The following is a 25,814-nucleotide window of genomic DNA, read 5'->3' as shown; positions in this document are numbered from 1 at the left end:
CGCAAAGCCCATCCGCTCGCTTGTCGGCCGGCCGTTTCGGCCGGGCGGGTGGGAGACGGGGATCCGGGGGCGGAGCCCCCGGTGGACCAGGCAAACACGGAGAGGTTGATCCCAAGGTGCACGACGATCTCATCGCCCGGGCCAAGGCTTGGCTCGCCGAGGATCCCGACCAGGAGACTCGCGACGAACTGGCCGGGCTGATCGAGGCCGGTGACACGGCGGAGCTGTCCGCCCGCTTCAGCGGCACGCTGCAATTCGGCACCGCCGGCCTGCGAGGCGAGCTGGGCGCCGGCCCGATGCGCATGAACCGCTCGGTCGTCATCCGCGCCGCGGCCGGCCTCGCCGCGTACCTGAAGAACCAGGGCCAGACCGACGGACTCGTCGTCATCGGCTACGACGCCCGCCACAAGTCCGCCGACTTCGCCCGGGACACCGCCGCCGTCATGACGGGCGCCGGCCTGCGCGCGGCCGTACTGCCCCGCCCCCTGCCCACTCCCGTCCTGGCCTTCGCCATAAGGCACCTCGGCGCGGTCGCGGGCGTCGAGGTCACCGCCAGCCACAACCCGCCCCGGGACAACGGCTACAAGGTCTACCTCGGCGACGGCTCCCAGATCGTGCCGCCGGCCGACGCGGAGATCGCCGCCGAGATCGACGCGATCGCCTCCCTGCACGACGTGCCCCGCCCGGACGCCGGCTGGGAAACCCTGGACGACACGGTCCTGGAGGCCTACCTGGCACGCACGGACGCCGTACTGTCCCCGGACTCCCCCCGCACGGCCCGCACGGTCTACACGGCCATGCACGGCGTCGGCAAGGACGTCCTGCTCGCCGCCTTCGCGCGGGCCGGATTCCCCGAGCCGGTGCTGGTTGCCGAGCAGGCCGACCCGGACCCCGACTTCCCGACGGTGGCGTTCCCCAACCCGGAGGAGCCGGGCGCGATGGACCTCGCCTTCGCGCAGGCCCGCGCCACCGATCCGGACCTGGTCATCGCCAACGACCCGGACGCCGACCGTTGCGCCGTGGCCGTCCGGGACGGCGGCGACTGGCGCATGCTGCGCGGCGACGAGATGGGGGCGCTCCTCGCGGCCCACCTGGTCCGCCGCGGAGCACAGGGCACCTTCGCCGAGTCGATCGTCTCCTCCTCCCTCCTCGGCCGCATCGCCGAGAAGGCGAACCTTCCCTACGAGGAGACGCTGACCGGCTTCAAGTGGATCGCCCGCGTGGACGGCCTGCGCTACGGCTACGAGGAGGCCCTCGGCTACTGTGTGGACCCCGAGGGCGTGCGCGACAAGGACGGCATCACCGCCGCCCTGCTGATCACCGAGCTGGCCTCGCAGCTGAAGTCGGAGAACCGCACCCTCCTCGACCTCCTGGACGACCTCGCCGTCGAGCACGGCCTGCACGCCACCGACCAGCTCTCGGTCCGCGTCGAGGACCTCTCCGTCATCGCGGACGCGATGCGCCGCCTGCGCGAGCAGCCCCCGACCGAGCTGGCCGGCCTGTCCATCACCCGTGCCGAGGACCTCACCCGGGGCACCGACAGACTGCCCCCCACGGACGGCCTGCGCTACACCCTCGACGGCGCCCGCGTGATCGTCCGCCCGAGCGGCACCGAGCCGAAGCTGAAGTGCTACCTGGAGGTCGTCGTACCGGTCGCCACCCGCGCCGGCCTCCCGGCCGCCCGGACCCGCGCGACGGAACTCCTGACCACGATCAAGCGAGACCTGTCAGCGGCCGCCGGCATCTGACCCGCACGACACCGATGGGGTGCCCCGGCCCGGGGCACCCCATTTCGCCATGCGACACGGAGAGCCGTCGAGCTCACTGCAGGCACCGCGACGGGGCGCCCGCCACCGACCTGAGCACCGCGACCGGCCTCAGCACCACCGCCGGCCGCGCCCAGCCCCCGTACCTCCCCCTGCCCCCGCCGAAAACCTCACCCCAAGCCCACCAGGATCCCGAACAGGACCGCCCCCGCCACCGCCGGTGCAATCACCTCGTACGCCCACCGCACGGTGACCTCTCCCTGCGCGGACTCCGCCTCGCCCCGCCGGTCCAGCAGTTCCCGCAGCTCGTCCATGACCTGGTCGGTCTCCGCCCGAGTCGGCCCGCTCGCGGCAGCGCTGCGGCCCGCTCCCCCGACGGCGCCGAGGCCGCCGAGCCCCCGGCTCGCCGACCCCCCACCGCTCGCCGGCCCACCGCGCGCCGCCTCCGCCGCCGCCCGTGCCTTGCGCGCCTCCGCCTTCTTGCGGGCCCGCAGTGAGACGGGAACGGACCACAGCTGGTACCTGGTGCCGGACTTGGCGACGACCTCGTTGGAATAGCCGGAGCGCAGCGAGGCGACCTCGCCCCAGGGCAGGCTGATCACCCGGAACGGGTTGCGGATCCGCAGCCGGTCCTCGCCCGCGAAGACCGCCGGGCGGAGAGTGAAGGCGATCACCAGCGGCACCGCCAGGATCATTCCGGCGAGCGCCAGCCACGGGGTGCGGCCGTGGCCCTGGAACAGCGCGTCGAAGCCGAGCCAGCCGACGACGAGGAGCAGCAGCACGCCGCCCACGAGCGCCATGGGCGAGCGGTAGATCCGGTCCTGGGGGGTGGGCACCGGAGGCTGTGACGCGGGTGACTGGTGGTCCGGAGTCGTCATGGTCCCGATTCTGCATGACGTCGCCGCCGGTACTTCCACGCGGCCCGGCACCGGCGCTCATCCGTGATCTTCGGGCGGAGGATGAGCACCGATCACGGCTCGGGGCTATACATTCGCTACGCGCGTAGATATGCTCGTCTGGTGACCATGCCCACTACCGCACCCACAGCTCACGCTCTCTCGGACGTCACCGCGTCCGACAGCACGCTGCGCCGCTTCCTGCACGGGCTGCCCGGCGTCGACGCGGTCGGCCTGGAGGCGCGCGCCGCGTCTCTCGGCACCCGTTCCATCAAGACCACCGCGAAGGCGTACGCCATCGACCTCGCCATCTCGATGGTCGACCTGACGACGCTGGAAGGCGCGGACACCCCGGGCAAGGTCCGGGCGCTCGGCGCCAAGGCGGTCCACCCCGACCCGACGGACCGTACGACCCCGACCACGGCCGCGGTCTGCGTCTACCCCGACATGGTGGCCGTCGCCAAGGAGGCCGTGGCCGGCTCCGGCGTGAAGGTCGCCTCGGTCGCCACCGCCTTCCCGGCCGGCCGCGCCGCCCTCGACGTCAAGCTGGCCGACGTCCGTGACGCCGTCGCCGCGGGCGCCGACGAGATCGACATGGTCATCGACCGGGGCGCGTTCCTGGCGGGCCGGTACCTGAAGGTGTACGACGAGATCGTCGCCGTGAAGGAGGCCTGCGGCGACAGCGCCCGTCTGAAGGTCATCTTCGAGACCGGGGAGCTGTCGACGTACGACAACATCCGCCGGGCGTCCTGGCTGGGCATGCTCGCCGGCGCCGACTTCATCAAGACCTCGACCGGCAAGGTGGCCGTCAACGCCACCCCCGCGAACACGCTCCTCATGCTGGAGGCCGTGCGGGACTTCCGCGCCCAGACCGGCGTCCAGGTGGGCGTGAAGCCCGCCGGCGGCATCCGCACCTCCAAGGACGCCATCAAGTTCCTCGTCCTCGTCAACGAGACGGCCGGCGCGGACTGGCTGGACAACCACTGGTTCCGCTTCGGCGCCTCCTCGCTCCTGAACGACCTGCTGATGCAGCGTCAGAAGCTGGCCACCGGCCGCTACTCCGGCCCCGACTACGTGACGGTGGACTGATCCCCATGGCATCCGCATTCGAGTACGCACCCGCGCCCGAGTCCCGCTCGGTCGTCGACATCGCCCCCTCCTACGGCCTGTTCATCGACGGCGAGTTCACGGACGCGGCCGACGGCAAGGTCTTCAAGACCGTCTCCCCGTCGACCGAGGAGGTCCTCTCCGAAGTCGCCCAGGCCGGCGAGACGGACATCGACCGTGCGGTGAAGGCCGCCCGCAAGGCGTTCGAGAAGTGGTCCGCGCTGCCGGGCTCCGAGCGCGCGAAGTACCTGTTCCGCATCGCCCGCATCATCCAGGAGCGCAGCCGCGAACTGGCCGTCCTGGAGACGCTGGACAACGGCAAGCCGATCAAGGAGACGAGGGACGCCGACCTCCCCCTGGTCGCGGCCCACTTCTTCTACTACGCGGGCTGGGCCGACAAGCTCGACCACGCCGGCTTCGGCGCGAACCCGCGTCCGCTGGGCGTGGCCGGGCAGGTCATCCCCTGGAACTTCCCGCTGCTGATGCTGGCGTGGAAGATCGCCCCGGCCCTCGCGACCGGCAACACGGTCGTCCTGAAGCCCGCCGAGACGACTCCCCTGTCCGCCCTGTTCTTCGCGGACATCTGCCGCCAGGCGGGCCTGCCCAAGGGTGTCGTCAACATCCTCCCGGGCTACGGCGACGCGGGCGCCGCGCTCGTCGCCCACCCGGACGTGAACAAGGTGGCCTTCACCGGCTCCACGGCCGTGGGCAAGGAGATCGCGCGGACCGTCGCGGGCACCCGCAAGAAGCTCACCCTCGAACTGGGCGGCAAGGGCGCCAACATCGTCTTCGACGACGCCCCGATCGACCAGGCGGTGGAAGGGATCGTCAACGGGATCTTCTTCAACCAGGGCCAGGTCTGCTGCGCGGGCAGCCGCCTGCTCGTCCAGGAGTCGATCCAGGACGAGCTGCTGGAGTCCCTGAAGCGCAGGCTCTCCACTCTCCGCCTCGGCGACCCGCTGGACAAGAACACCGACATCGGCGCGATCAACTCCGCCGAGCAGCTGGCCCGGATCACCGCGCTGGCCGAGCGGGGCGAGGCGGAGGGCGCCGAGCGCTGGTCCCCGTCCTGCGAGCTGCCGGCCTCCGGGTACTGGTTCGCCCCGACGCTGTTCACGAACGTCACCCAGGCGCACACCATCGCCCGCGACGAGATCTTCGGCCCGGTGCTGTCGGTCCTGACCTTCCGCACGCCGGACGAGGCCGTCGCCAAGGCCAACAACACCCAGTACGGCCTCTCGGCCGGCATCTGGACCGAGAAGGGCTCCCGGATCCTGGCCGTCGCGAGCAAGCTGCGCGCCGGCGTCGTCTGGTCCAACACGTTCAACAAGTTCGACCCGACCTCGCCGTTCGGCGGCTACAAGGAGTCGGGCTTCGGCCGCGAGGGCGGCCGCCACGGCCTGGAGGCGTACCTCGATGTCTGACCGTTTGAGCGTCTTCAAGACCTACAAGCTGTACGTCGGCGGGAAGTTCCCGCGTTCCGAGAGCGGCCGGGTGTACGAGGTGACGGACTCGAAGGGCAACTGGCTGGCCAACGCTCCCCTGTCCTCCCGCAAGGACGCCCGGGACGCGGTCGTGGCCGCGCGCAAGGCGTTCGGCGGCTGGTCCGGCGCGACCGCCTACAACCGCGGCCAGGTCCTCTACCGCGTCGCGGAGATGCTGGAGGGGCGCCGCGAGCAGTTCGTGCGCGAGGTCGCGGACGCGGAGGGCCTGTCGAAGTCGAAGGCGGCCGGGGTCGTGGACGCCACGATCGACCGCTGGGTCTGGTACGCGGGCTGGACCGACAAGATCGCCCAGGTGATCGGCGGCGCCAACCCGGTCGCGGGCCCGTTCTTCAACCTCTCCTCGCCCGAGCCGACCGGCGTCGTCGCCGTCCTGGCCCCGCAGGAGTCGTCCTTCCTCGGCCTGGTGTCGGTCGTGGCCCCGGTGATCGCCACCGGCAACACGGCGGTCGTGGTGGCGAGCGAGAAGGCTCCCCTGCCGGCCCTCTCCCTGGGCGAGGTGCTGGCCACCTCCGACGTCCCGGGCGGCGTGGTCAACGTCCTGTCCGGCCGTACGGCGGAAATCGTGGCGCCGCTGGCCGCGCACCAGGACGTCAACGCGATCGACCTCGCGGGCGCCGACGAGGAGCTGGCGAAGGAGCTGGAGATCGCGGCGGCGGACAACCTGAAGCGCGTACTGCGTCCACAGCCTGTGGATTACTTCGAGACGCCGGGCATCGACCGGATGACGGCGTTCCTGGAGACCAAGACGGTCTGGCACCCGACGGGTTCGCTGGGCGCTTCCGGCTCGTCGTACTGAGTCGCATCCGGGCCCCACGGCCGAGAGCCGCGTCCTCCCACCGTCCGGGGAAGACGCGGCTCTCTCGTGTGCCGCCGGCCGGCTCAGGCCGCGCCGCCGCCCAGCAGCCCGCCGACCGTGCGCTCCAGCGTCGGTACGACGCCGACCGTCCCGGTCTCGACGAGCGGGCCGGTGTATCCGGAGACGTCTCCCTCGTCCGCCCGGCCGGAGGTGGTGTTGCCGACGGGGGTGTACTGGAGGGCCTGGACGGGGACGGTGGCGTACTCGAGTCCGCTGGACGCACCCTGGACGGCGGCCTGCGGGGCCGTCGTCCCGAAGGAGGCAGCGGGCCGCCAGGGCACCTCCGCGAGGCGGGCGGTGTCCGCGCCCGCGGACGCCGTCACCGCGCCCGCGCCCAGCGCCGCCGAGGCGGTCGCGAGGACGATCAGGGCCCGCTTCGCGGTGTGGTTGAGGGGGAACGCGTGTCGTGCCATCCAGGGGCCGCCTTAGATTGCGTGGAGTAACAGATTCGACACGAAGAGTAGTTGAGGTGGGAGTCACGCTCAAAAGCCGACCCGCAGGGTCGGCAGGCGGCTCCCCATGCGTCAAACTGGTGTTCCGTGAGCCTTCATCTCCCGTCCCCCGCCCGAGTCGTCCTGCTGTGCGGCCCCTCGGGCTCGGGCAAGTCCCTCGTCGCCGCCCGCTCCGGGCTTCCCGTCCTGCGTCTGGACGACTTCTACAAGGAGGGCGACGACCCGACCCTGCCGTTGGTGGAGGGGAGTTCGGACATCGACTGGGACCACCCCGAGTCGTGGGACGCGGACGTCGCCGTCGAGGCCATCACCCGGCTGTGCGCCACCGGCTCGACGCCGGTACCGGTGTACGACATCGCACTGAGCGCCCGCACCGGCGAGGACACGCTGCACATCGGCCGTACCCCGCTGTTCGTCGCGGAGGGCGTCTTCGCCGCGGAGATCGTCGAGCGCTGCCGTGAGCTGGGGGTGCTGGCGGATGCGCTGTGTCTGACCCGGGGGCCCGTCACCACCTTCCGCCGCCGCTTCCTGCGCGACCTGAAGGAGGGGCGCAAGTCGGTGCCGTTCCTGCTGCGCCGCGGCTGGCGGCTGATGCGCGCGGAGCGGTCGATCGTCGCCCGCCAGGTGTCCCTGGGCGCCCATCCCTGCGACCGGGACGAGGCCCTCGGCCGGCTCGCGGCGGCGGCCGCGGGACGGCAGGTACGCCGGCAGACGGTGGCGTAACCGGCGTACGGGCCGCCCGACCGGCGTACGGACGGCCCGGCCTGCGCACGCAACGCAAAACGGGACTGGTTGGACCCCCCGGCCCACCAGTCCCGTTCCTCTTGCTCCCCCGTGCTCCTCCCCCGGTGATTCCCCCGTGTCCCCCCGTATATCCCCCGTGTTTCCCCCTCAGGTCACCCCCCAGTGACCCCTCACCTTCAGGCGACGAGTTCGCCGAAGGCGTCCTCCCGGTCACGGCCGAAGCTGAGGACCTCGTCCTCGCGCAGCCGGCGGAGCGACCGCCAGATGCTGGACTTCACCGTGCCGACACTGATGTCGAGGATCTCCGCGATCTCCGGGTCCGTGCGGCCCTCGTAGTAACGCAGGACCAGCATGGTGCGCTGGAGTTCGGGCAGCCGGGCCAGCGCCTGCCACAGGACCGCGCGCAGCTCGGTGCCGCGCATCGCGTCCGTGTCGGAGGGCGTCTCCGGCAGTTCCTCGGTCGGGTACTCGTTGAGCTTGCGGCGCCGCCAGGCGCTGATGTGCAGGTTGGTCATGGTGCGGCGGAGATAGCCGCCGACCGCCGCCTTGTCGCTGATCCGGTCCCACGCCTTGTACGTCGAGAACAGCGCGCTCTGCAGCAGGTCCTCGGCCTCGAAACGGTCGCCGGTCAGGTGGTAGGCGGTGGCGTACAGGGAGGCGCGGCGCTCCTGGACGTAGGCGGTGAACTCCGCCTCCGTCAGCGAACGGCGCTGCTCCCCCGAGTCCTCCCTGTACGCGGTTCCCCCGTGCGTTTCCCCCGTGTGCGCGTCAACCACCGTCATGTAGGGCGGAAGCCCTTGCTGCGCATAGGCGGTGTGCTGACGCCCGGTGCCGCGAGCGCACCCCCGCCCGCTCACGGCACCGGACTTCTCGTAACCCCGGTGCACGTCGTGCAGGCGCGTGACTACGGCGCTGGTGCTGATGCTGTGCAGCGTGTTCATCTCGCGCTCCCCGTCGTGTACTTGCGGTGGTTCGGTCCTGCGCGGGCCGGTTCGGACGACCGCCCTGCCCGTGTCCAAAAGACTGCCGGGGTGACTTCATGGCCGTGTCCGCCGACTGTCACAGACCTGTCACAGGGGTCCGGCCCAGGTCCGTCACAGGAAGTGCACAGTGCGTGGCGGTGGAGAAGCCCTGGTGCGCGCAGGTCGTACGACACCCCGTCCATGGGCCAGAATGAGCCCGTGCCTTCCCTGTTGCTGATCGAGGACGACGACGCCATCCGTACGGCCCTGGAGCTCTCTCTGACGCGCCAGGGACACCGTGTGGCCACCGCTGCCAGCGGTGAGGACGGTCTGAAGCTGCTGCGCGAGCAGCGGCCCGACCTGATCGTGCTGGACGTGATGCTGCCCGGCATCGACGGCTTCGAGGTGTGCCGGCGCATCCGGCGCACCGACCAGCTGCCGATCATCCTGCTGACCGCGCGCAGCGACGACATCGACGTCGTGGTCGGGCTGGAGTCGGGAGCCGACGACTACGTCGTCAAACCCATCCAGGGCCGGGTGCTGGACGCCCGCATCCGGGCCGTGCTGCGGCGCGGGGAACGCGAGTCCAGCGACGCGGCGACCTTCGGCAGCCTGGTCATCGACCGCTCGGCGATGACCGTGACGAAGAACGGCGAGGACCTGCAGCTGACCCCGACCGAGCTCAGGCTGCTGCTGGAGCTGAGCCGGCGGCCCGGTCAGGCACTGTCCCGGCAGCAGCTGCTGCGGCTGGTGTGGGAGCACGACTACCTCGGTGACTCGCGGCTCGTGGACGCCTGTGTGCAGCGGCTGCGCGCCAAGGTCGAGGACGTGCCCTCGTCCCCGACCCTGATCCGTACCGTCCGTGGTGTCGGCTACCGCCTGGACGCCCCTCAGTGACCGGTACGCAAGGGGGGCTGCGCGGCTGGTCCGCGCGGCGCAAGGGAAGTCTGTCGCGGCTCAGGTTCACCAGCCTCAGGCTGCGCCTGGTCGTGGTTTTCGCGCTGGTCGCGCTCACCGCGGCGGTATCCGCGTCCGGCATCGCCTACTGGCTGAACCGGGAGGCGGTGCTCACCCGTGCCCAGGACGCGGTGCTGCGCGACTTCCGGCAGGAGATGCAGAACCGCGCGGGCGCGCTGCCCGAGCACCCCACGCAGGACCAGCTGCAGCGCGCGGCGGGCCAGATGGCGGCCGGCAGCCAGCACTTCAGCGTGCTCCTGGTCGCCCAGGACGCCGACGGCAAGACGGTGTACGGCAACTCGGGCGGCATCAACGGCTTCGCGCTGGAGGACGTGCCGAAGTCGCTGCGCACGGCCGTGGCCAAGCGGCAGAAGGTGACCGACACCAACAGGGAGCCGTACCACCTGTACTGGCAGCGGGTCGTGGACCACGGCACGCCCTATCTGGTGGCCGGCACGCGCGTCATAGGAGGCGGTCCGACCGGCTACATGGCGAAGTCCCTGGAGCCGGAGGCCAAGGACCTCAACTCGCTGGCCTGGTCGCTGGGCATCGCCACCGGGCTCGCGCTGATCGGGGCGGCGCTGCTCGCGCAGGCCGCCGCCACGACCGTACTGAAGCCGGTGCACCGGCTCGGCGTGGCCGCCCGGCGGCTCGGCGAGGGCAAGCTGGACACGCGGCTGCGGGTGTCCGGCACGGACGAACTCGCGGATCTCTCCCGGACGTTCAACAACGCGGCCGAGGCCCTGGAGCAGCGGGTCGCGGAGATGGCCGCGCGGGACGAGGCATCGCGGCGCTTCGTCGCCGACATGAGCCATGAGCTGCGGACGCCGCTGACCGCCATCACCGCCGTGACGGAGGTGCTGGAGGAGGAGCTGGAGTTCGAGTCCGGCAGCATAGATCCGATGATCGAGCCCGCGGTGCGGCTGGTGGTCAGCGAGACCCGCCGGCTGAACGACCTGGTCGAGAACCTGATGGAGGTCACCCGCTTCGACGCGGGCACCGCCCGGCTGGTGCTGGACGACGTCGACGTCGCCGACCAGATCACCGCCTGCATCGACGCCCGGGCGTGGCTGGACGCGGTCGAGCTGGACGCCGAGCGGGGCATCCACGCCCGCCTCGATCCGCGGCGGCTGGACGTCATCCTCGCCAACCTGATCGGCAACGCGCTCAAGCACGGCGGATCGCCGGTGCGGGTGTCGGTACGGGTGTCGGACGACTCGATGGTGATCCAGGTCCGCGACCACGGCCCCGGCATCCCCGAGGACGTCCTGCCGCACGTCTTCGACCGCTTCTACAAGGCGAGCGCCTCCCGGCCCCGCTCCGAGGGCAGCGGCCTGGGCCTGTCCATCGCCATGGAGAACGCCCACATCCACGGCGGCGAGATCACCGCCGCCAACTCACCCGAGGGCGGCGCGGTGTTCACCCTCACGCTGCCACGGGACGCCTCCCGGCTGACGGAGGAGCCGGACGGGGGCACGCAGAAGGACGAGCAGGAAACGAACGACAGTTCAGGAAAGGAGGGGTCATGACCGCGCGGACCGTGAGACGACACCGGGCCGTGAGACCACACCGGGCCGTGAGACCACGCCTGCTGGCGCTGCCCCTCCTGGGCCTGCTGCTCACCGGCTGCGGCATCCGGGCCACCCAGGTGCCGACCGACTTCGGCGCGGCGCCCTCCCGGGTGCCGTGCTCGCTGGCCGGGCCGAACCCCGCCACGCAGTCCTCGCAGGGGGTGCCCGTGCAGGTCTTCCTGCTGTGCGGGGCCTCCCTGGTGACCGTCGACCGGACGGTACGCGTCCCCGAGGGCACTCCGGACGCGCGGCGCCGGGTGATCGTGGCGCAGGGGCTGCTGGACCAGCTCGCCGCGGCACCCTCCGCCGCGGAGCGCTCCGCGGGCTATGCGACGTACGTGCCGGGCGGCCTCAGTGTGAGCGGTCCCGCTCCGAGGGACCCCGAGGACACCCTGCGCCTGGGCACGGCGCCGTCGCGGCTCACCTCCTACGCCCTGGCCCAGCTGGTGTGCACCCTGTCCGACTCAGCGGCGACGGAGGGCGACGGCTCGGTCATCCTGGGCGGCCCGGCCAACGACACGCTGCGCCGCTACGAATGCACGGACGAGGTCCGCGACCGCCCGGGAAGCGTCCAGCCGCCGTCCAGCGAGATCGGGCACAAATAGCGGAGTCCCGCCGTCGGGCCGCGGAGCCGCAGCCGAAGGCAACCGGATGGTTGCGGTGCGGAACCGTTCGTACCCGGTGCTGCGTCTAGGGAGGCGTGCAGCGTCAAGGCTCCATCGGCGGCAGCGCCGCGATCCGCATCCGGGTGACAGGGGGTGTCCTCCTCGTCGCCCACCTCGCCCTCGTCGCCTGGCTGATGCTGCGGCCCCTGGACGTGCCCTGGGTGACACCCCCCAACCTGCACCCCCTCGCCGGCATCCGGGCCGATCTGGCCCTGGGCTGGCCGCGGGCCGCGAGACCCCTCGGCGAGGGACTGGCACTGCTGGCCCCGCTCGGCGTGCTGCTGCCGATGGCCCACGGCAGGCTCGCCGTCTCCCCTCTCGCCTCCCTGATCCGTACGGCCGCCGCGGCCGCCCTGATCTCCCTCGGCATCGCCCTGCTGCAGACCGGCGTGCCCGGCCGGGTGGTGGACGTCGACTCGGTGCTGCTCAACACCTCCGGTGTGATCCTGGCCCATCTGCTCGTCGTGCCCGCGGGCCGCGCCCGGCTGCGCCGGCGGGAGGCGCACGAGTACGCCGGGACCGGGGCCGTCACCGTCCAGGAGGAGCTGTCTCAGGGGCGTACCCCGACGATTCCCAGGGTCGGAATAGCTCCGTAGAGTGACGCTTCGCCCGCTTCGTCTCCGTATCGTCGAAGACAGCTGAAGACACCTGACGACAGCGAACCGACGACCACCGAGGAGTCGACATGAGCGCCCTTGTCCGTCCCACCCACGGCCGCATGCTCGGCGGAGTGTGCGCAGCGCTGGCACGGCGCTTCGGCACCTCCGCGACGACGATGCGGGTGATCTTCCTGCTGTCCTGTCTGCTGCCCGGCCCGCAGTTCCTTCTCTACATAGCCCTGTGGATCCTGCTTCCGGCGGAGGACAAGACGCGTACCGCCTGGTGACCGCCGTACGCGAAACGCCGTCGGGGCGCTCCCGGAGCTGACCGGGGCGCCCCGACGGCGTCATAGCGGCAGTCGGTGTCAGCCGAGCGAGACCCCGTCGACCGGCAGACCGCGCGTGGGCAGGCTGCGCGTGGGCAGGTCCTGGACCGGCAGTCCGCCGAGGCGGCTGTGCACCGGCGCGGTCGCTCCCTGCTTCAGCGCGCTCTCGACGGCCGGCTGCGCGGCGGCCACGCCGGCCCCCAGGGCGTCCTGCCCCCGCGTGAGGGCGTCGGCGGCACCGGGCTGCGCCGTGCCGACGTTCTCGGCCGGCAGCGTCCTGGTGACGCCGTCCAGCGCCGGGGCGGTCGGCACCGCCGGGGCCGCGTGGGCCGCGCCCGCACCGACAGCGGCGAAGGCAGCACCGAGAGCGGCGACACCGAGGGTCCTGACAGCAGAGTGCTTCATGGGAAATGCGTCCTTGCCATGAGGGGACGGAACAAAAACGATGAACGGTCCACGACCGTAAACACGCCCGATCGCCCGCCGCAAACACCGAAATGCGGACGGCTTGTGAACCCCCGTTCACAAGCCGCGCCCCCAGCGAGCCGCCCTTATCCCGCCGAACCGACAGAACCCCTGGTGGAGGCCGTTTGCTGAAACAGCCATTCGGATTTCAGTTCCGCATATCCCGGCTTGACGACGTCATTGATCATCGCAAGTCGTTCATCGAAAGGAATGAACGCCGATTTCATTGCATTGACCGAGAACCACTGCAGATCGTCGAGCGTGTAACCGAACGCCTCGACGAGACGCTCGAATTCCTGGCTCATACTCGTGTGCGACATCAGCCGGTTGTCGGTGTTCACCGTGGCCCGGAAGTGGAGCCGGCGCAGCAGCCCGATCGGGTGCTCGGCGTAGGAGGGCGCGGCCCCGGTCTGCAGATTGGAGCTGGGGCACAGCTCCAGCGGGATGCGCTTGTCGCGGACGTAGGACGCCAGCCGGCCGAGTCGCACCGAGCCGTCCTCGCGGACCTCGATGTCGTCGATGATCCGTACGCCGTGCCCGAGCCGGTCGGCGCCGCACCACTGCAGCGCCTGCCAGATCGAGGGCAGCCCGAAGGCTTCGCCGGCGTGGATGGTGAAGTGGTTGTTCTCGCGCTTGAGGTACTCGAACGCGTCGAGGTGCCGGGTGGGCGGATAGCCGGCCTCGGCACCGGCGATGTCGAAGCCGACCACGCCCAGGTCCCGGTAGCGGTTGGCGAGCTCGGCGATCTCCAGGGAACGGGCCGCGTGCCGCATGGCGGTCAGCAGGGCGCCGACCCGGATGCGCCGGCCGCTCTCCCGGGCGATCCGCTCGCCCTGCCGGAACCCCTCGTTGACGGCCTCGACCACCTCCTCCAGAGTCAGCCCGGCGTCCAGGTGCTGCTCGGGGGCGTACCGCACCTCGGCATAGACGACCCCGTCCTCGGCGAGGTCCTCGGCGCACTCGCGGGCGACCCGGATCAGCGCCTCCCGGGTCTGCATCACGCCGACGGTGTGCCTGAAGGTCTCCAGATACCGTTCCAGCGAACCGGAGTCGGCGGCCTCGCGGAACCAGATGCCCAGCTTGTCCGGATCGGACTCGGGAAGCCCCGAGTAGCCGGTCTGGTGGGCGAGTTCGACGACGGTTCCGGGGCGGAGCCCGCCGTCGAGATGATCGTGCAGCAGAACCTTGGGTGCCCGGCGGATCTGGTCCGGCGTCGGGACGGCCCCACTTGGCGCAGTCTGGCTCGTCATTTCCGCACTCTAACGCCTACGCGCGTAGAAGGCCCGGTGAACGCGGCGCCTCTTTCCCAGCACTTTTCCGGCGCTTTCCCGTCGATACGCAACGGTGACCGCACGTACGGGTTTCGTACACCGCCCCTTCTGACACTGTTCTGTCATGGGACAGCAAGCGACACCGGTCCGAACGGCCGGGCTGGGGAAGGCAATCGGCCCCGTGCCGACGGGGGTGAGCGGAGCGGTGCTGCTGCTCCCCGGCGGGGAGGAGGTCTCCGCCCGCCGGCCGTCCCCCGTGCGGGCGACGATCGCGCTGCGCTCGCTGGGCCGGCGCATCGCGCGGGCGGGCCGGGCCGAGGGGCTGGCCGTGCACACCGTGCGGTACCGCTACCGGGGCTGGAACGGCAGCGAGGCGCACCTGGCGGTGGACGCCGAGTGGGGCGCCGACGAGGTCGTACGGCGGTACGGGGATGTTCCCGTGTGCCTGGTCGGAGTGGACATGGGCGGCCGGGCGGCGCTGCGGGCGGGCGGACACGAGGCCGTCAACTCCGTTGTGGCGCTGGCCCCCTGGCTGCCGGAGGAGGATGTCGCCGCACCCGTCGAGCCGGTGAAGCAGCTGGTGGGGCGGCGGGTGCTGATCGTGCACGGCACGAACGACGAACGGACCGATCCCGAGCTGTCGTTCCGGTTCGCCGCGCGGGCGAAGAAGGCGAACCGGGAGGTGTGCCGGTTCGAAGTGCATTCCGAGGGCCACGGGTTGTACGGGCACCGGGACGAGGTCGCTTGTCTGACCGTTGATTTCATGATGGGGGCGTTGTTCGGGCACTCCGTGTCCCGGCCCGTCGAGGATGCGCTCGCGGCGCCGCCGCCGATCGGGCTTCGGATGCCGTTGGCTGTGGGGTTCGGCAGGTCGTTGCGGCGGTAGAGCTCGGGGCGGGTTGCGTCCCTCACGTCGGCAGCAAGTTGCCCCTTCTCGACAGCAGGAACTTCTTGAAGGCGGCCACCGGTGGGGTGTCCGGGCGGTCGGCCGGCCACGCCACGCCGATCTCGCGGACCGCTCGCGGAGCCGTGACCGTCAGTTCCACCACTCCCGGCCGGGCGACCGTGGGCGGGGGCAGCAGGGCGACCCCCAAGCCCGCCGCCACCAGACCCCTCAGCGTCTCCGCCTCCTCGCCCTCGAAGGCGACCTTGGGGCGGAAGCCGGCCTCGCGGCACAGGGTGTCGAAGATGCGGCGCAGGCCGTAGCCGGGCTCCAGGGTGACGAATGTTTCCTCGGCGGCCTCGGCGAGGCGGATGCGGCGGCGGGTGGCCAGGCGGTGGTCGGCGGGGACGACCAGGCGGAGCTTCTGTTCGTCCAGGCGACGGGCGACCAGGTCGGGGGCGTCGGGGACGGGTGAGGTGAGGCAGAGGTCCAGCTCACCGGCGCGCAGACGTTCCAGCATGGCCTCGCCGTAGTTCTGCACCAGGCTGAAGCGGACGCGCGGATGGTCGGCGCGGAAGGCGTGCAGGAGGCCGGGTACGGTCTCGGCGCCCATGGTGTGCAGAAAGCCGAAGGCGACCTTGCCGGTGGCGGGATCGGCGTCGGCGCGCACCTCCTCGGCGGCACGCTCGATCTCGGCCAGGGCGCGTTCGACGGAGGTGAGGAAGGTGCGGCCGGCCGGGGTCAGGGAGACCGTACGGCCGTGCCGGGCGAAGAGGTCGACGCCCAGGTCCTGCTCCAGGCGGGCCATCGCGCGCGAGAGCGTGGACTGCGGGACGTTCATCTCGTGGGCGGCCCGGGTGACGTGCTCGGTGCGGGCCACGCCCGCGAAGTACGCGAGGCGCGGCGCGAGCACCCGCGACATCTCAGACATGTCTTCTGTGTCACCGGACGGTGACAGGCGGGCCTGTGAGCTCTGCTGATGCGGCATGGGAACGATTATGGCGAATTCATGCATTGGACGGATGAGACAGGCCCTCGTACGGTCGAAGCATGTCTCCCGCCAGTACCGGGGCGTCCACCACCGTGGGCGCCGCAAAGCCCGTCCCCGCCGTCGACTCCCCCGCTTCCGACTCCCGTATGACCCCGGGCGGTCCCGGCTACCGCCGGATGAATCTCGCCCTCTTCCTCGCCGGAGTCGCGACCTTCGCCCTCCTGTACTCCACGCAGGCACTGCTGCCCCTGATCTCCGGCGAGTTCGGCGTCGCGGCGAGCGAGGCGAGCTGGACCGTGGCGGCCGCGACCGGCGGACTGGCGCTGTTCGTGCTGCCCATGAGCGCCCTGTCGGAGCGCTTCGGGCGCCGAACGGTGATGACGGCCTCGCTCGCCGTCGCGGTCACCGTCGGCATGCTGGTGCCGTTCGCGCCGTCGATCGGCGCACTGGTGGCGCTGCGGGCGGTGCAGGGAGCGGCGCTGGCCGGTCTGCCGGCCTCGGCGCAGGCCTATCTGGCCGAGGAGGTCCGGCCGAAGGCGCTGGTCACGGCGATCGGCCTGTTCGTCGCGGGCAACAGTGTCGGCGGCATGAGCGGCCGGGTGATCACCGGCTGGGTGGCTCAGGAGTGGGGCTGGCGGGTCTCGGTCGGCGTGATCGGCGCGGTCGCGGTGGCGTGCGCGGTGGCGTTCCGGCTGCTGCTGCCGGCCCCGAAGCACTTCAAGGCGGGCTCGCTGCGGCCCCGCGTGCTGCTCGGCACGGTACGCGACCACCTCGCCAATCCGCTGCTGCGGCGCCTGTACGCGATCGGCGCGCTGTTCATGACCGTGTTCGGCGGTGTCTACACGGTCATCGGCTACCGGCTGACGGAGGAACCGTTCGGGCTGCCGCAGGGCATCGTCGGCTCGATCTTCCTGGTCTACCTGGTGGGTACGGTGTCCGCGTCCACGGCGGGCCGCCTGGTGGGCCGGCTCGGCCGCCGGGGCGCGCTGTACCTGGCGGGCGGTACGACGGCGGCGGGCCTGCTGCTCTCGGTGGCGCCCTCGCTGCCGCTGGTCCTGCTGGGACTGGTGCTGATCACGGCGGGCTTCTTCGCGGGCCACGCGGTGGCCTCCTCGGCGGTCAGCAAGACGGCCACCCACGGCCGCGCACAGGCCTCGGCCCTGTACCAGTCGATGTACTACGTCGGCTCCAGCGTCGGCAGCACGGCCGGCGCGACGGCGTTCCACGCGCAGGGCTGGGGCGGCACGGTCGCGGTGGGCCTGCTGGCGGTCGTCGGGGTCGTCGCCATCACGGTGCTGGGCACCCGGGCGGCGCGGGTGGCGGCGCGACGCGAGCCGGTGGCCGACGCCCGCTGAAGCGCCCCGCTCGGGCACCGTCCGACCTGTGCCTTTTCCCGCTCGGAGGGCCGTTGTCAGTGCCCTGCGGTAGCTTCCCAAGTGGCGCAGAGGTGCGCCGCAGGAACGGCCACAGGGGTGGGTGGACGATGGGCGACAGCACGGCGACGGCGGACCTCGGCGTCGCACTGGACAAGCACCGGACCGAGCTGACCGGGTACTGCTACCGGATGCTCGGCTCCTCCTTCGAGGCCGAGGACGCGGTGCAGGACACCCTGGTCCGGGCGTGGCGGAGCTACGACAAGTTCGAGGGCCGCTCCTCGCTGCGCTCGTGGCTGTACCGGATCGCGACGAACGTGTGCCTGGACATGCTGACGGCGGGCAACAAGCGGGCGCGGCCGATGGACCTCACCGAGTCGACCCCGCTCGCCCGGGCGGCCCTGTCGCCCCGGCCGGACCACACGTGGCTGGAGCCGATGCCGGATGCGCGGGTGCTGCCGACGGTCGAGGACCCGGCGGAGGCCGCCGTCGCCAAGGAGTCGGTCCGGCTGGCCTTCATGGCGGCCCTCCAGCAACTGCCCCCCAAGCAGCGCGCGGTGCTGATCCTGCGCGAGGTGCTGGCCTGGAAGGCGAGCGAGGTCGCCGAGCTGCTGGACACCACGGTCGCCTCGGTCAACAGCGCGCTGCAGCGGGCGCGGGCCACGCTCGCGGAGCGCGCGGACGCGGGCCGGGAGGGCGCGGTGTCCGACCCGCTCGACGAGGAGCAGCACAGGCTCCTGGAGCGCTATGTGAAGGCGTTCGAGGGGTACGACATGACGGCGCTCACGGCGTTGCTCCACGAGGACGCCGTGATGACGATGCCGCCGTTCGACCTGTGGCTGCGCGGCCCGGCCGACATCACCGGCTTCATGACCACCCTCGGCGCCTCCTGCGCGGGTTCGCGTCTGCTGCCGGTGCAGGTGAACGGCCTGCCGGGCTTCGCGCACTACAAGCCGGACGCGGAGGACGGCGGGTTCAGCCCGTGGGCGGTGCAGGTGCTGGAGCTGTCAGACGGCCGGATCACCGGTTTCCACTGCTTCCTCGACACCAAGCGCTGGTTCCCGCTCTTCGGCCTGCCCCTCCATCTGGAAGCGGAGGCCGACGAGGTCGAGCAGGGCGGGTAGCGCGGGACCGGGGTCACGCAGCCGGATGCGCCCACCGGCGCGTCGGGCGGCCAGCTCCAGCCGCGCCAGCAGATCCACGACGGCCAGCCCCGGCGGCCCGAGCCCGCCCAGATCGCAGACGACGACGTGGGCGCCGCTCCCCGCCAGCAGCTCCTGTACCCGGGCGCACAGCTCCGCCACCTCGTCGCGGGTGGCGGAGCCGGGCAGCACGAGCACGGCGGGTTCCATGGCCTTCACATGCGGTAGACCGGCGGGCCGGGCGCAACTCATCGGCACGGATCACATTGACCAGCCCCCTCTTCGCCTCGGAGGGTTGGCCCTGTGACGGGGGTGCTGAGCGGGTTCGCGGTGATCGCGGTCGTCATCGGGGTGGGCTATGTGCTCGGGCGGCGCGGCACGCTCGGGGCGCAGGGCGGTGAGGTGCTGACGAGGCTGGCCTTCATGGTGGCGGGCCCCGCCCTCCTCTTCACGACTCTCGCGCGCGCCGACCTGTCGGTGCTGTTCTCCGCCCGCCTGCTGGTGACGGCGCTCAGTACGGCCGCCGTGTCCGGGATCTTCGTGGCGGCCGGCGTGCTGCGGCGCTGGGGTGTGGGCCGTACGACCATCGGCGCCCTGTGCTCCGGTTACGTCAACTCGGGCAACCTCGGCATCCCGATCGCGGCGTACGTCCTGGGCGACGCGTCCCTGGTGGCGCCGGTGCTGCTCTTCCAGGTCGTCCTGGTGACCCCGGTCGCGCTCACCGTCCTGGACCTGTCCGGCATGGGCGAGAAGGGCACGGTGTGGCGGCGCCTGCTGACACCGCTGCGCAATCCGATAGCGGTGGGCTCGCTGTCGGGGGTCGTGGTGTCGGCGGCGGGCTGGACGGTCCCCGGCCCGCTGATGAACCCCCTCACGCTGATCGGCAACATGTCCGTCCCCGCGGCGTTGCTGGCCTTCGGCATGTCGCTGCACGGCAGTCCGGCCCCCGGCCGGGGGCGGGACCGTCAGCTGGTCCTGCTGTCCGTGGCGTTGAAGTCACTGGGCCAGCCGCTCGCGGCCTGGGCCCTGGCGAGCGGCGTCTTCGGCCTGCACGGCGCACCCCTGCTGGACGTGGTGGTGACCTCGGCCCTCCCGGCCGCGCAGAACCTGTTCACGTACGCCGGCCGCTACCGCGTGGCCGAGGGCCTGGCCCGTGAGTCGATCCTGCTGTCGACTGCGGTGTCGGTGCCCGTGTTGGTGGGGGTGGCGGCGGTGCTGGGGTGACGTCCGGTCGGTCGACGGGAAACTCACCGGTGTCGATCGTCAGGTCGCACGGCGGTGCGTCACCGGTCCCAGCATGCCGAAGGGGACCGGCGGCGGTCCACCGGTCCCCTTCGCCCGAAAGAGAAATCCCCTGGTCAGGCGATACGTTCCAGCACCACCGGCGACGGCGTGAAGTCGGTTCCCGGCGCCGCGATGTCGTAGGAGCCCTCCACCGCCTGCAGCGCGTACTCGAAGCGCTCGGGGGTGTCGGTGTGCAGGGTCAGCAGGGGCTGGCCCTCCTGAACCGTGTCGCCCGGCTTGGCGTGCATCTCCACGCCCGCGCCCGCCTGCACCGGGTCCTCCTTGCGCGCCCGCCCCGCGCCCAGACGCCAGGCCGCGACACCGATGTCGTACGCGTCGAGGCGGATCAGGACTCCGGAGGCCGGAGCCTTGATCACATGCTGCTCCTTCGACGTGGGCAGCACGGCGTCCGGGTCGCCGCCCTGCGCCGCGATCATCCGGCGCCAGACGTCCATCGCCGAGCCGTCGGCCAGGGCCTTCGCCGGGTCGGCGTCCTTGATCCCGGCCGCGTCCAGCATCTCGCGGGCCAGCGCGATCGTCAGCTCGACCACGTCCGCCGGGCCGCCGCCCGCCAGGACCTCGACCGACTCGCGGACCTCCAGGGCGTTGCCCGCCGTCAGGCCGAGCGGGGTCGACATGTCCGTCAGGAGGGCCACCGTCTTCACACCGTGGTCCGTGCCGAGGCCCACCATCGTCGAAGCAAGCTCACGGGCGTCCTCGATCGTCTTCATGAAGGCGCCCGTGCCGACCTTGACGTCCAGCACCAGGGAGCCCGTGCCCTCCGCGATCTTCTTGGACATGATCGAGGACGCGATCAGGGGGATCGCCTCGACCGTTCCCGTGACGTCGCGGAGCGCGTACAGCTTCTTGTCCGCCGGGGCCAGGCCGTCGCCCGCCGCACAGATCACCGCGCCCGTCGTGTCCAGGACGTGCAGCATCTCCTCGTTCGACAGCAGGGCGCGCCAGCCGGGGATCGACTCCAGCTTGTCCAGCGTGCCGCCGGTGTGGCCGAGGCCGCGGCCGGACAGCTGCGGGACCGCCGCACCGCAGGCCGCCACCAGGGGGGCCAGCGGCAGGGTGATCTTGTCGCCCACGCCGCCCGTCGAGTGCTTGTCGGCCGTCGGGCGGGACAGGGACGAGAAGTCCATGCGCTCGCCGGAGGCGATCATGGCCGCCGTCCAGCGGGCGATCTCGCGCCGGTTCATCCCGTTGAGCAGGATCGCCATGTTGAGCGCGGCCATCTGGTAGTCGGCGACCTCGCCCCGGGTGTACGCGTCGATGACCCAGTCGATCTGTTCGTCGGTCAGCTCGCCGCGGTCCCGCTTGGTGCGGATGACGGAGATGGCGTCCATGGCCATGGCTGGTGGCTTCCTTCCGGGAGGTGCGAAGTGCACGGCCCCCCTGCGAACGGGGCAGGGGGGCCGTACGGCGTTACTTGGTGAGATGGTCCGGGCCGAAGGCCTGGGGCAGCATCTCGGACAGCGTCAGGACGCCCGCGGGGGTGTCCAGGAGGAGGTCCGGGCCGCCGAACTCGTACAGCAGCTGACGGCAGCGGCCGCACGGCACCAGCAGGGCGCCCTCGCCGTCCACACAGGTGAAGTGGGTCAGGCGACCGCCGCCGGTGCGCTGCAGGTCCGAGACCAGGCCGCACTCGGCGCACAGCCCGAGGCCGTAGGAGGCGTTCTCGACATTGCAGCCGGTGACCGTGCGACCGTCGTCGACCCGGGCCGCCACGCCGACCGGGAAGCCGGAGTAGGGGGCGTAGGCGTGGGTCATCGCCTCCCGCGCCACCTCCCGCAGCGCCTCCCAGTCGAAGCCGCCGGCTCGCTGCGTCACTTGCCCTGGCCCTTCCGGTAGCGCATGCCGTCGGCCTTCGGCATCCGCAGGCGCTGCGCCGACAGGGACAGCACCAGCAGGGTGACGACGTACGGGGTGGCGCCCACGAAGTCGCTCGGGACCTCGTCGGTGAGCAGGTACCAGACCAGCACCAGCGCGGCCATCACCAGGCTGATCACGCCCTGCAGCATCGCCTTGCGGTACAGCTTCCAGCCGGCCAGGGCCACGAGCAGGACGACCAGCAGGAGCAGCAGCGCGTGCACGGTGGTACCGCCGTTGCGCAGCTGGAGCGCGTCGGAGTAGCCGAACAGGCCGGCGCCCATCGCCAGGCCGCCCGGGCGCCAGTTGCCGAAGATCATCGCCGCGAGGCCGATGTAGCCGCGGCCGCCGGTCTGGCCCTCCAGGTAGGTGTGGGACGTGACCAGGGCCAGGAAGGCGCCGCCGAGGCCGGCGAGGCCGCCGGAGACGGCGACCGCCGCGTACTTGTAGGTGTAGACGTTGACGCCGAGCGACTCCGCGGCGGTCGGGTTCTCGCCGCAGGAGCGCAGCCGCAGACCGAACGAGGTGCGCCACAGGACCCACCAGCTGGCGACGAAGAGCACCGCGGCCAGGATCGTGACCACGGACAGGTGGGTGATCAGGCCGCCGAGGATGCCGGCGAGGTCGGAGACCAGGAACCAGTGGTGGTTCTCGATCGTGTGCAGGCCGTCGGAGAGGCCGGGCACGGTGACGTCGGGCAGCGGCTCCACCGGCGGGGACTGCTTGGGGTTGCCGCCCGCGTCGGCCGCGCTGCCGCCCGCGAAGAACAGCTTGGCGAGGTACTGGGTGGCACCCAGCGCGAGCAGGTTGATCGCGACACCGGAGACGATGTGGTCGACGCCGAAGGTGACCGTCGCGACTGCGTGCAGCAGGCCGCCGAGGACACCGAAGCCGATGCCGCACAGCAGGCCCAGCCAGGGGCTGGTCTGCCAGCCGATCCAGCCGGCGCCGAAGGTACCGAGGATCATCATGCCTTCGAGGCCGATGTTGACCACACCGGCGCGCTCGGACCACAGGCCGGCGAGACCGGCGAGCCCGATCGGCACGGCGAGGCCGAGGGCGGCGCTGATCTGCCCGGCCGAGTCGAGGTCCTGCGAGCCGGTGATCATGCGGACGGCGGCCAGGAGCAGCAGCGCACCCGCGACGATGACGAGGATCTGGCCGAGGGAGCGGCCCGAGCGCTGCGGCGCGCCCGCCGCCTTGGGCGCCGCGGGCGGCGGCGTGTCGGTCATCGTGGCAGTCATCACGCCACCTCCTGCTTCTTCGACGTGGCGGCGGCCTGGGCGGCGAGTTCCGCGCCGACCTTCTGCTGCTGGCGCTTGAGGCCGTAGCGGCGTACGACCTCGTAGGCGATGACGACGCACAGCACGATGACGCCCTGGATGACGCCGAGGATTTCCTTGTCGTAGCCCTGGAATTCCAGGTGGTTGGTGGTGCGCTCCAGGAAGCCCCAGAGCAGGGCGCCGAGCGCGATGCCGACCGGGTTGTTGCGGCCGAGCAGCGCGATGGCGATGCCGGTGAAGCCGATGCCCGCCGGGAAGTCGCTGCTGAACTGGTAGCTGTCGTTGAGCAGGGTCGGCATGCCGATCAGGCCGGCCACCGCGCCCGAGATGATCATGCTGGTGACGACCATCTTCTTGACCGACACACCGCTCGCGGTGGCCGCGCTCTCGGACTGGCCGACGGTGCGCAGGTCGTAGCCGAACCGGGTGCGGCCGAGCACGAACCAGTACGCGATGCCGACGATCACGGCGACGAAGATGAAGCCCCACAGCACACCGGCCGGGCCGGTGTCGATGCTGAAGAAGTGCGAGGCCGACGGCAGCGGCTTGGTGGCGACGACGGTGCCGCCCTGCTGGAGCTGGGCCAGCTTTCCGGGCTGCAGCAGGTAGGCGATGATCGCGGTGGCGATCGAGTTCAGCATGATCGTCGAGATGACCTCGCTGACGCCGCGGGTCACCTTGAGCACACCGGCGATGGCCGCCCACGCCGCGCCGGTCGCCATGGCGCACAGCAGGATCAGGACGATGGAGAGCCAGCCGGGCAGGGTCAGCGCACCGCCGAGGACGGCGGCGAAGAACGCGGCGAGCCGGTACTGGCCGTCGACGCCGATGTTGAACAGGTTCATCCGGAAGCCGATGGCCACCGAGACGCCCGCGAGGTAGTAGGTGGTCGCCTTGTTGAGGATGTAGACCTGGCTGTCGCTGGCGAAGCCGTAGGTCAGCATGTCGTTGAAGGCGGGGCCGGGGTTCTTGCCGGTCGCGAGGATCACCAGTGCGGTGACGACGAGCGCGGCGACGACCGCCAGCACCGGCGCGGCGATGCCGAGGAACAGCCGCTCCTTGTCGATCCGTGAGGTCAGCTTGTTCATCGCTCGTCGTCCTCTGTGTGCTCCAGGTGGCCGGTGGCCGCACCCGTCATGGCGGAGCCCAGCTCTTCGGGGGTGATGGTGGCGGGGTCGGCGTCGGCGACCAGGCGGCCGCGGTACATCACCCGCAGGGTGTCGGAGAGGCCGATCAGCTCGTCCAGGTCGGCGGAGATCAGCAGTACGGCCAGGCCCTCGCGGCGGGCCTCGCGGATGTAGTCCCAGATGGCCGCCTGCGCGCCGACGTCCACACCGCGGGTGGGGTGGGCGGCGATGAGCAGCTTGGGGTTGTGGCTCATCTCGCGGCCGACGATCAGCTTCTGCTGGTTGCCGCCGGACAGCGAGGCCGCGGTCACGTCGATGCCGGGCGTGCGGACGTCGTACGCCTCGACGATCCGCTCGGTGTCGGCGCGGGCCGCCTTGATGTCGAGCAGTCCGCCGCGCGAGTTGGGCTTCTCGGTGACGTGGCCGAGGATGCGGTTCTCCCACAGCGGCGCTTCCAGCAGCAGGCCGTGGCGGTGGCGGTCCTCGGGGATGTAGCCGATGCCGGACTCGCGGCGGTCACGGGTGGCGGCGTGCGAGATGTCGGTGTCGTCGAGCGTGATCACGCCGGTGTCGGGGTGGCGCATGCCCATGATCGCCTCGACCAATTCCGACTGGCCGTTGCCCTCCACACCGGCGATGCCGAGGACCTCGCCCTTGTGGATGGTGAAGGAGATCTGGTCCAGGATGATCCGCTCGATGCCCTCCAGGTCGGTCTGCGCGAGGTGCAGGCCTTCGACCTTCAGCATCGGGACGTCCGTGACGGTGGACTCCGCGGTCTCCGGGGTGGGCAGTTCGCTGCCGACCATCATCTCGGCGAGCTGCTTGGGGGTGGTGCGGGACGGCTCGGCCGTGCCGACCGTCGTACCGCGCCGGATGACGGTGATCTCGTCGGCGACGGAGAGCACCTCGCCCAGCTTGTGGGAGATGAAGATGACGGTGAGGCCCTCGGCCTTCAGCTCGCGCAGGTTGTCGAAGAGGGCGTCGACCTCCTGCGGTACGAGCACGGCCGTCGGCTCGTCCAGGATGAGGGTCTTGGCGCCGCGGTAGAGGACCTTGAGGATCTCCACGCGCTGGCGGTCGGCGACGCCCAGCTCCTCCACGAGGACGTCGGGGCGGACGTTCAGGCCGTACGCGTCGGAGATCTCCTTGATCTTCGTGCGGGCCTTGCCGCCGATGCCGTACAGCTTCTCCGCGCCGAGGACGACGTTCTCCAGCACGGTGAGGTTGTCGGCGAGCATGAAGTGCTGGTGCACCATGCCGATGCCGCGGGCGATGGCGTCGCCGGGGTTGTGCAGGACGACCTGCTCCCCGTTGATCGTGATGGTGCCCTCGTCCGGCTGCTGCATGCCGTAGAGGATCTTCATCAGGGTGGACTTGCCGGCGCCGTTCTCACCGCACAGGGCGTGGACGGTGCCCGTGCGGACCGTGATGTCGATGTCGCGGTTGGCGACGACGCCGGGGAAACGCTTGGTGATGCCGCGCAGTTCGACGGCAGCGGGAGGGCTGGACGCGTTGATGGCGCACTCTCCTCGGGGAAAGGGGCTGCTTAGGGGAGGTGGCAGGCGTCGGCGACGCTAGCGCGGCAACTCCACGCTACACGCGTAGAGTTGACACATTGTTATGGCTCGGCGGGGGGCTCCGGAAGGCGCCCCCGCGCCGAGCCTCACGTCCCACGGTACGGCCGGTGCGCCGATCGGCGGACCGGCCGTACCGA

At 71.4% G+C, this 25,814-nt stretch carries 26 protein-coding genes; 14 read left to right on the top strand and 12 right to left on the bottom strand.

The features are described from left to right. Nucleotides 1-116 precede the first annotated feature (116 nt). Complete coding sequence (locus tag ACIGXP_RS04570) at nucleotides 117-1,748, top strand: phospho-sugar mutase (RefSeq protein WP_399763946.1); 1,632 nt, start codon at nucleotides 117-119, stop codon at nucleotides 1,746-1,748. A 188-nt stretch (nucleotides 1,749-1,936) separates the two neighbouring features. On the opposite strand, the gene ACIGXP_RS04565 is transcribed toward ACIGXP_RS04570, so the two are convergent. Then, nucleotides 1,937-2,644, bottom strand: coding sequence for a PH domain-containing protein (locus ACIGXP_RS04565; protein ID WP_399763943.1), 708 nt, complete (start codon nucleotides 2,642-2,644; stop codon nucleotides 1,937-1,939). A 147-nt stretch (nucleotides 2,645-2,791) separates the two neighbouring features. Between ACIGXP_RS04565 and deoC the strand changes: the two genes are divergently transcribed. From deoC to ACIGXP_RS04550, 3 genes are read left to right on the top strand one after another with little or no spacing between them, the layout of a single operon-like run. Beyond that, nucleotides 2,792-3,751, top strand: coding sequence for a deoxyribose-phosphate aldolase (deoC, locus tag ACIGXP_RS04560; protein WP_399764833.1), 960 nt, complete (start codon nucleotides 2,792-2,794; stop codon nucleotides 3,749-3,751). Between the two features lie 5 nt (nucleotides 3,752-3,756). Further along, nucleotides 3,757-5,193, top strand: a complete 1,437-nt coding sequence (locus tag ACIGXP_RS04555; protein WP_399763940.1) for an aldehyde dehydrogenase family protein — start codon at nucleotides 3,757-3,759, stop codon at nucleotides 5,191-5,193. Continuing rightward, on the top strand, nucleotides 5,186-6,070 hold the full coding sequence (locus tag ACIGXP_RS04550) for an aldehyde dehydrogenase family protein (protein WP_399763937.1): 885 nt from the start codon (nucleotides 5,186-5,188) through the stop codon (nucleotides 6,068-6,070). Before ACIGXP_RS04555 ends, ACIGXP_RS04550 begins: the two co-directional genes overlap by 8 nt. Nucleotides 6,071-6,153: 83 nt before the next feature. On the opposite strand, the gene ACIGXP_RS04545 is transcribed toward ACIGXP_RS04550, so the two are convergent. Further along, the gene (locus ACIGXP_RS04545) at nucleotides 6,154-6,543 is read right to left on the bottom strand and encodes a hypothetical protein (protein WP_399763934.1); all 390 of its coding nucleotides are present in this window, start codon (nucleotides 6,541-6,543) and stop codon (nucleotides 6,154-6,156) included. A 126-nt stretch (nucleotides 6,544-6,669) separates the two neighbouring features. On the opposite strand from ACIGXP_RS04545, the gene ACIGXP_RS04540 reads away from it, so the two are divergent. Next, nucleotides 6,670-7,305: a uridine kinase gene (locus tag ACIGXP_RS04540; protein WP_363216897.1), complete on the top strand. Its 636-nt coding sequence runs from the start codon at nucleotides 6,670-6,672 to the stop codon at nucleotides 7,303-7,305. A 197-nt stretch (nucleotides 7,306-7,502) separates the two neighbouring features. On the opposite strand, the gene ACIGXP_RS04535 is transcribed toward ACIGXP_RS04540, so the two are convergent. Next, nucleotides 7,503-8,267 (bottom strand): SigE family RNA polymerase sigma factor, encoded by a 765-nt coding sequence (locus ACIGXP_RS04535; RefSeq protein ID WP_363216898.1) that lies wholly within the window; start codon nucleotides 8,265-8,267, stop codon nucleotides 7,503-7,505. Nucleotides 8,268-8,507: 240 nt separating this feature from the next. Between ACIGXP_RS04535 and afsQ1 the strand changes: the two genes are divergently transcribed. From afsQ1 to ACIGXP_RS04510, 5 genes are all read left to right on the top strand, one after another. Next, nucleotides 8,508-9,185, top strand: coding sequence for a two-component system response regulator AfsQ1 (gene afsQ1 / locus ACIGXP_RS04530; RefSeq protein WP_363216899.1), 678 nt, complete (start codon nucleotides 8,508-8,510; stop codon nucleotides 9,183-9,185). After that, complete coding sequence (locus ACIGXP_RS04525; RefSeq protein WP_399763930.1) at nucleotides 9,182-10,774, top strand: ATP-binding protein; 1,593 nt, start codon at nucleotides 9,182-9,184, stop codon at nucleotides 10,772-10,774. Before afsQ1 ends, ACIGXP_RS04525 begins: the two co-directional genes overlap by 4 nt. Continuing rightward, nucleotides 10,771-11,421 carry a hypothetical protein gene (locus ACIGXP_RS04520; RefSeq protein WP_399763927.1) on the top strand — a complete coding sequence of 217 codons (651 nt, stop codon included), beginning with the start codon at nucleotides 10,771-10,773 and terminating at the stop codon, nucleotides 11,419-11,421. The genes ACIGXP_RS04525 and ACIGXP_RS04520 overlap by 4 nt, the downstream gene beginning before the upstream one ends. Nucleotides 11,422-11,516: 95 nt before the next feature. Continuing rightward, nucleotides 11,517-12,077: a VanZ family protein gene (locus tag ACIGXP_RS04515; protein ID WP_399763925.1), complete on the top strand. Its 561-nt coding sequence runs from the start codon at nucleotides 11,517-11,519 to the stop codon at nucleotides 12,075-12,077. Between the two features lie 89 nt (nucleotides 12,078-12,166). Further along, the gene (locus tag ACIGXP_RS04510; protein ID WP_360081424.1) at nucleotides 12,167-12,367 is read left to right on the top strand and encodes a PspC domain-containing protein; all 201 of its coding nucleotides are present in this window, start codon (nucleotides 12,167-12,169) and stop codon (nucleotides 12,365-12,367) included. 78 nt (nucleotides 12,368-12,445) lie between these two features. On the opposite strand, the gene ACIGXP_RS04505 is transcribed toward ACIGXP_RS04510, so the two are convergent. After that, the gene (locus ACIGXP_RS04505) at nucleotides 12,446-12,811 is read right to left on the bottom strand and encodes an ATP-binding protein (protein WP_399763920.1); all 366 of its coding nucleotides are present in this window, start codon (nucleotides 12,809-12,811) and stop codon (nucleotides 12,446-12,448) included. Between the two features lie 146 nt (nucleotides 12,812-12,957). Beyond that, complete coding sequence (locus ACIGXP_RS04500) at nucleotides 12,958-14,121, bottom strand: adenosine deaminase (protein WP_363216905.1); 1,164 nt, start codon at nucleotides 14,119-14,121, stop codon at nucleotides 12,958-12,960. A gap of 145 nt (nucleotides 14,122-14,266) precedes the next feature. Between ACIGXP_RS04500 and ACIGXP_RS04495 the strand changes: the two genes are divergently transcribed. Further along, complete coding sequence (locus ACIGXP_RS04495) at nucleotides 14,267-15,028, top strand: prolyl oligopeptidase family serine peptidase (RefSeq protein WP_363216906.1); 762 nt, start codon at nucleotides 14,267-14,269, stop codon at nucleotides 15,026-15,028. 22 nt (nucleotides 15,029-15,050) lie between these two features. Here the strand turns inward: ACIGXP_RS04495 and ACIGXP_RS04490 are convergent, their stop codons facing one another. Then, nucleotides 15,051-16,013, bottom strand: a complete 963-nt coding sequence (locus tag ACIGXP_RS04490) for a LysR family transcriptional regulator (RefSeq protein WP_363216907.1) — start codon at nucleotides 16,011-16,013, stop codon at nucleotides 15,051-15,053. 62 nt (nucleotides 16,014-16,075) lie between these two features. Between ACIGXP_RS04490 and ACIGXP_RS04485 the strand changes: the two genes are divergently transcribed. Further along, nucleotides 16,076-17,371: an MFS transporter gene (locus ACIGXP_RS04485; RefSeq protein WP_363216908.1), complete on the top strand. Its 1,296-nt coding sequence runs from the start codon at nucleotides 16,076-16,078 to the stop codon at nucleotides 17,369-17,371. Between the two features lie 128 nt (nucleotides 17,372-17,499). Next, complete coding sequence (locus tag ACIGXP_RS04480) at nucleotides 17,500-18,513, top strand: sigma-70 family RNA polymerase sigma factor (protein ID WP_399763915.1); 1,014 nt, start codon at nucleotides 17,500-17,502, stop codon at nucleotides 18,511-18,513. Here ACIGXP_RS04480 and ACIGXP_RS04475 read toward each other — a convergent pair. Then, nucleotides 18,397-18,741 (bottom strand): STAS domain-containing protein, encoded by a 345-nt coding sequence (locus ACIGXP_RS04475; protein ID WP_399763912.1) that lies wholly within the window; start codon nucleotides 18,739-18,741, stop codon nucleotides 18,397-18,399. The two genes, ACIGXP_RS04480 and ACIGXP_RS04475, sit on opposite strands and share 117 nt — an antisense overlap. A 93-nt stretch (nucleotides 18,742-18,834) precedes the next feature. On the opposite strand from ACIGXP_RS04475, the gene ACIGXP_RS04470 reads away from it, so the two are divergent. Then, nucleotides 18,835-19,755: an AEC family transporter gene (locus ACIGXP_RS04470; protein ID WP_363216912.1), complete on the top strand. Its 921-nt coding sequence runs from the start codon at nucleotides 18,835-18,837 to the stop codon at nucleotides 19,753-19,755. Nucleotides 19,756-19,889: 134 nt separating this feature from the next. Here ACIGXP_RS04470 and ACIGXP_RS04465 read toward each other — a convergent pair whose 3' ends face one another. From ACIGXP_RS04465 to ACIGXP_RS04445, 5 genes are all read right to left on the bottom strand, one after another. Beyond that, a complete protein-coding gene (locus tag ACIGXP_RS04465) occupies nucleotides 19,890-21,173 on the bottom strand; it encodes a thymidine phosphorylase (RefSeq protein WP_399763909.1) in 1,284 nt (427 codons plus the stop codon). A gap of 73 nt (nucleotides 21,174-21,246) precedes the next feature. Continuing rightward, nucleotides 21,247-21,651, bottom strand: coding sequence for a cytidine deaminase (locus ACIGXP_RS04460; protein WP_399763906.1), 405 nt, complete (start codon nucleotides 21,649-21,651; stop codon nucleotides 21,247-21,249). Next, a complete protein-coding gene (locus ACIGXP_RS04455) occupies nucleotides 21,648-22,934 on the bottom strand; it encodes an ABC transporter permease (protein ID WP_399763903.1) in 1,287 nt (428 codons plus the stop codon). The genes ACIGXP_RS04460 and ACIGXP_RS04455 overlap by 4 nt, the downstream gene beginning before the upstream one ends. Then, on the bottom strand, nucleotides 22,934-24,061 hold the full coding sequence (locus ACIGXP_RS04450; protein WP_363216916.1) for an ABC transporter permease: 1,128 nt from the start codon (nucleotides 24,059-24,061) through the stop codon (nucleotides 22,934-22,936). Before ACIGXP_RS04450 ends, ACIGXP_RS04455 begins: the two co-directional genes overlap by 1 nt. Continuing rightward, nucleotides 24,058-25,584 (bottom strand): ABC transporter ATP-binding protein, encoded by a 1,527-nt coding sequence (locus ACIGXP_RS04445; RefSeq protein WP_399764830.1) that lies wholly within the window; start codon nucleotides 25,582-25,584, stop codon nucleotides 24,058-24,060. Before ACIGXP_RS04445 ends, ACIGXP_RS04450 begins: the two co-directional genes overlap by 4 nt. Nucleotides 25,585-25,814: the final 230 nt, after the last annotated feature.

Origin of the sequence: Streptomyces sp. NPDC053069 (assembly GCF_044546895.1) — a bacterium.
Taxonomy (GTDB): Bacteria; Actinomycetota; Actinomycetes; order Streptomycetales; family Streptomycetaceae; genus Streptomyces.
Note: the sequence above shows the minus strand (reverse complement) of the source record. Positions and strands in the feature narration are given on the sequence as shown.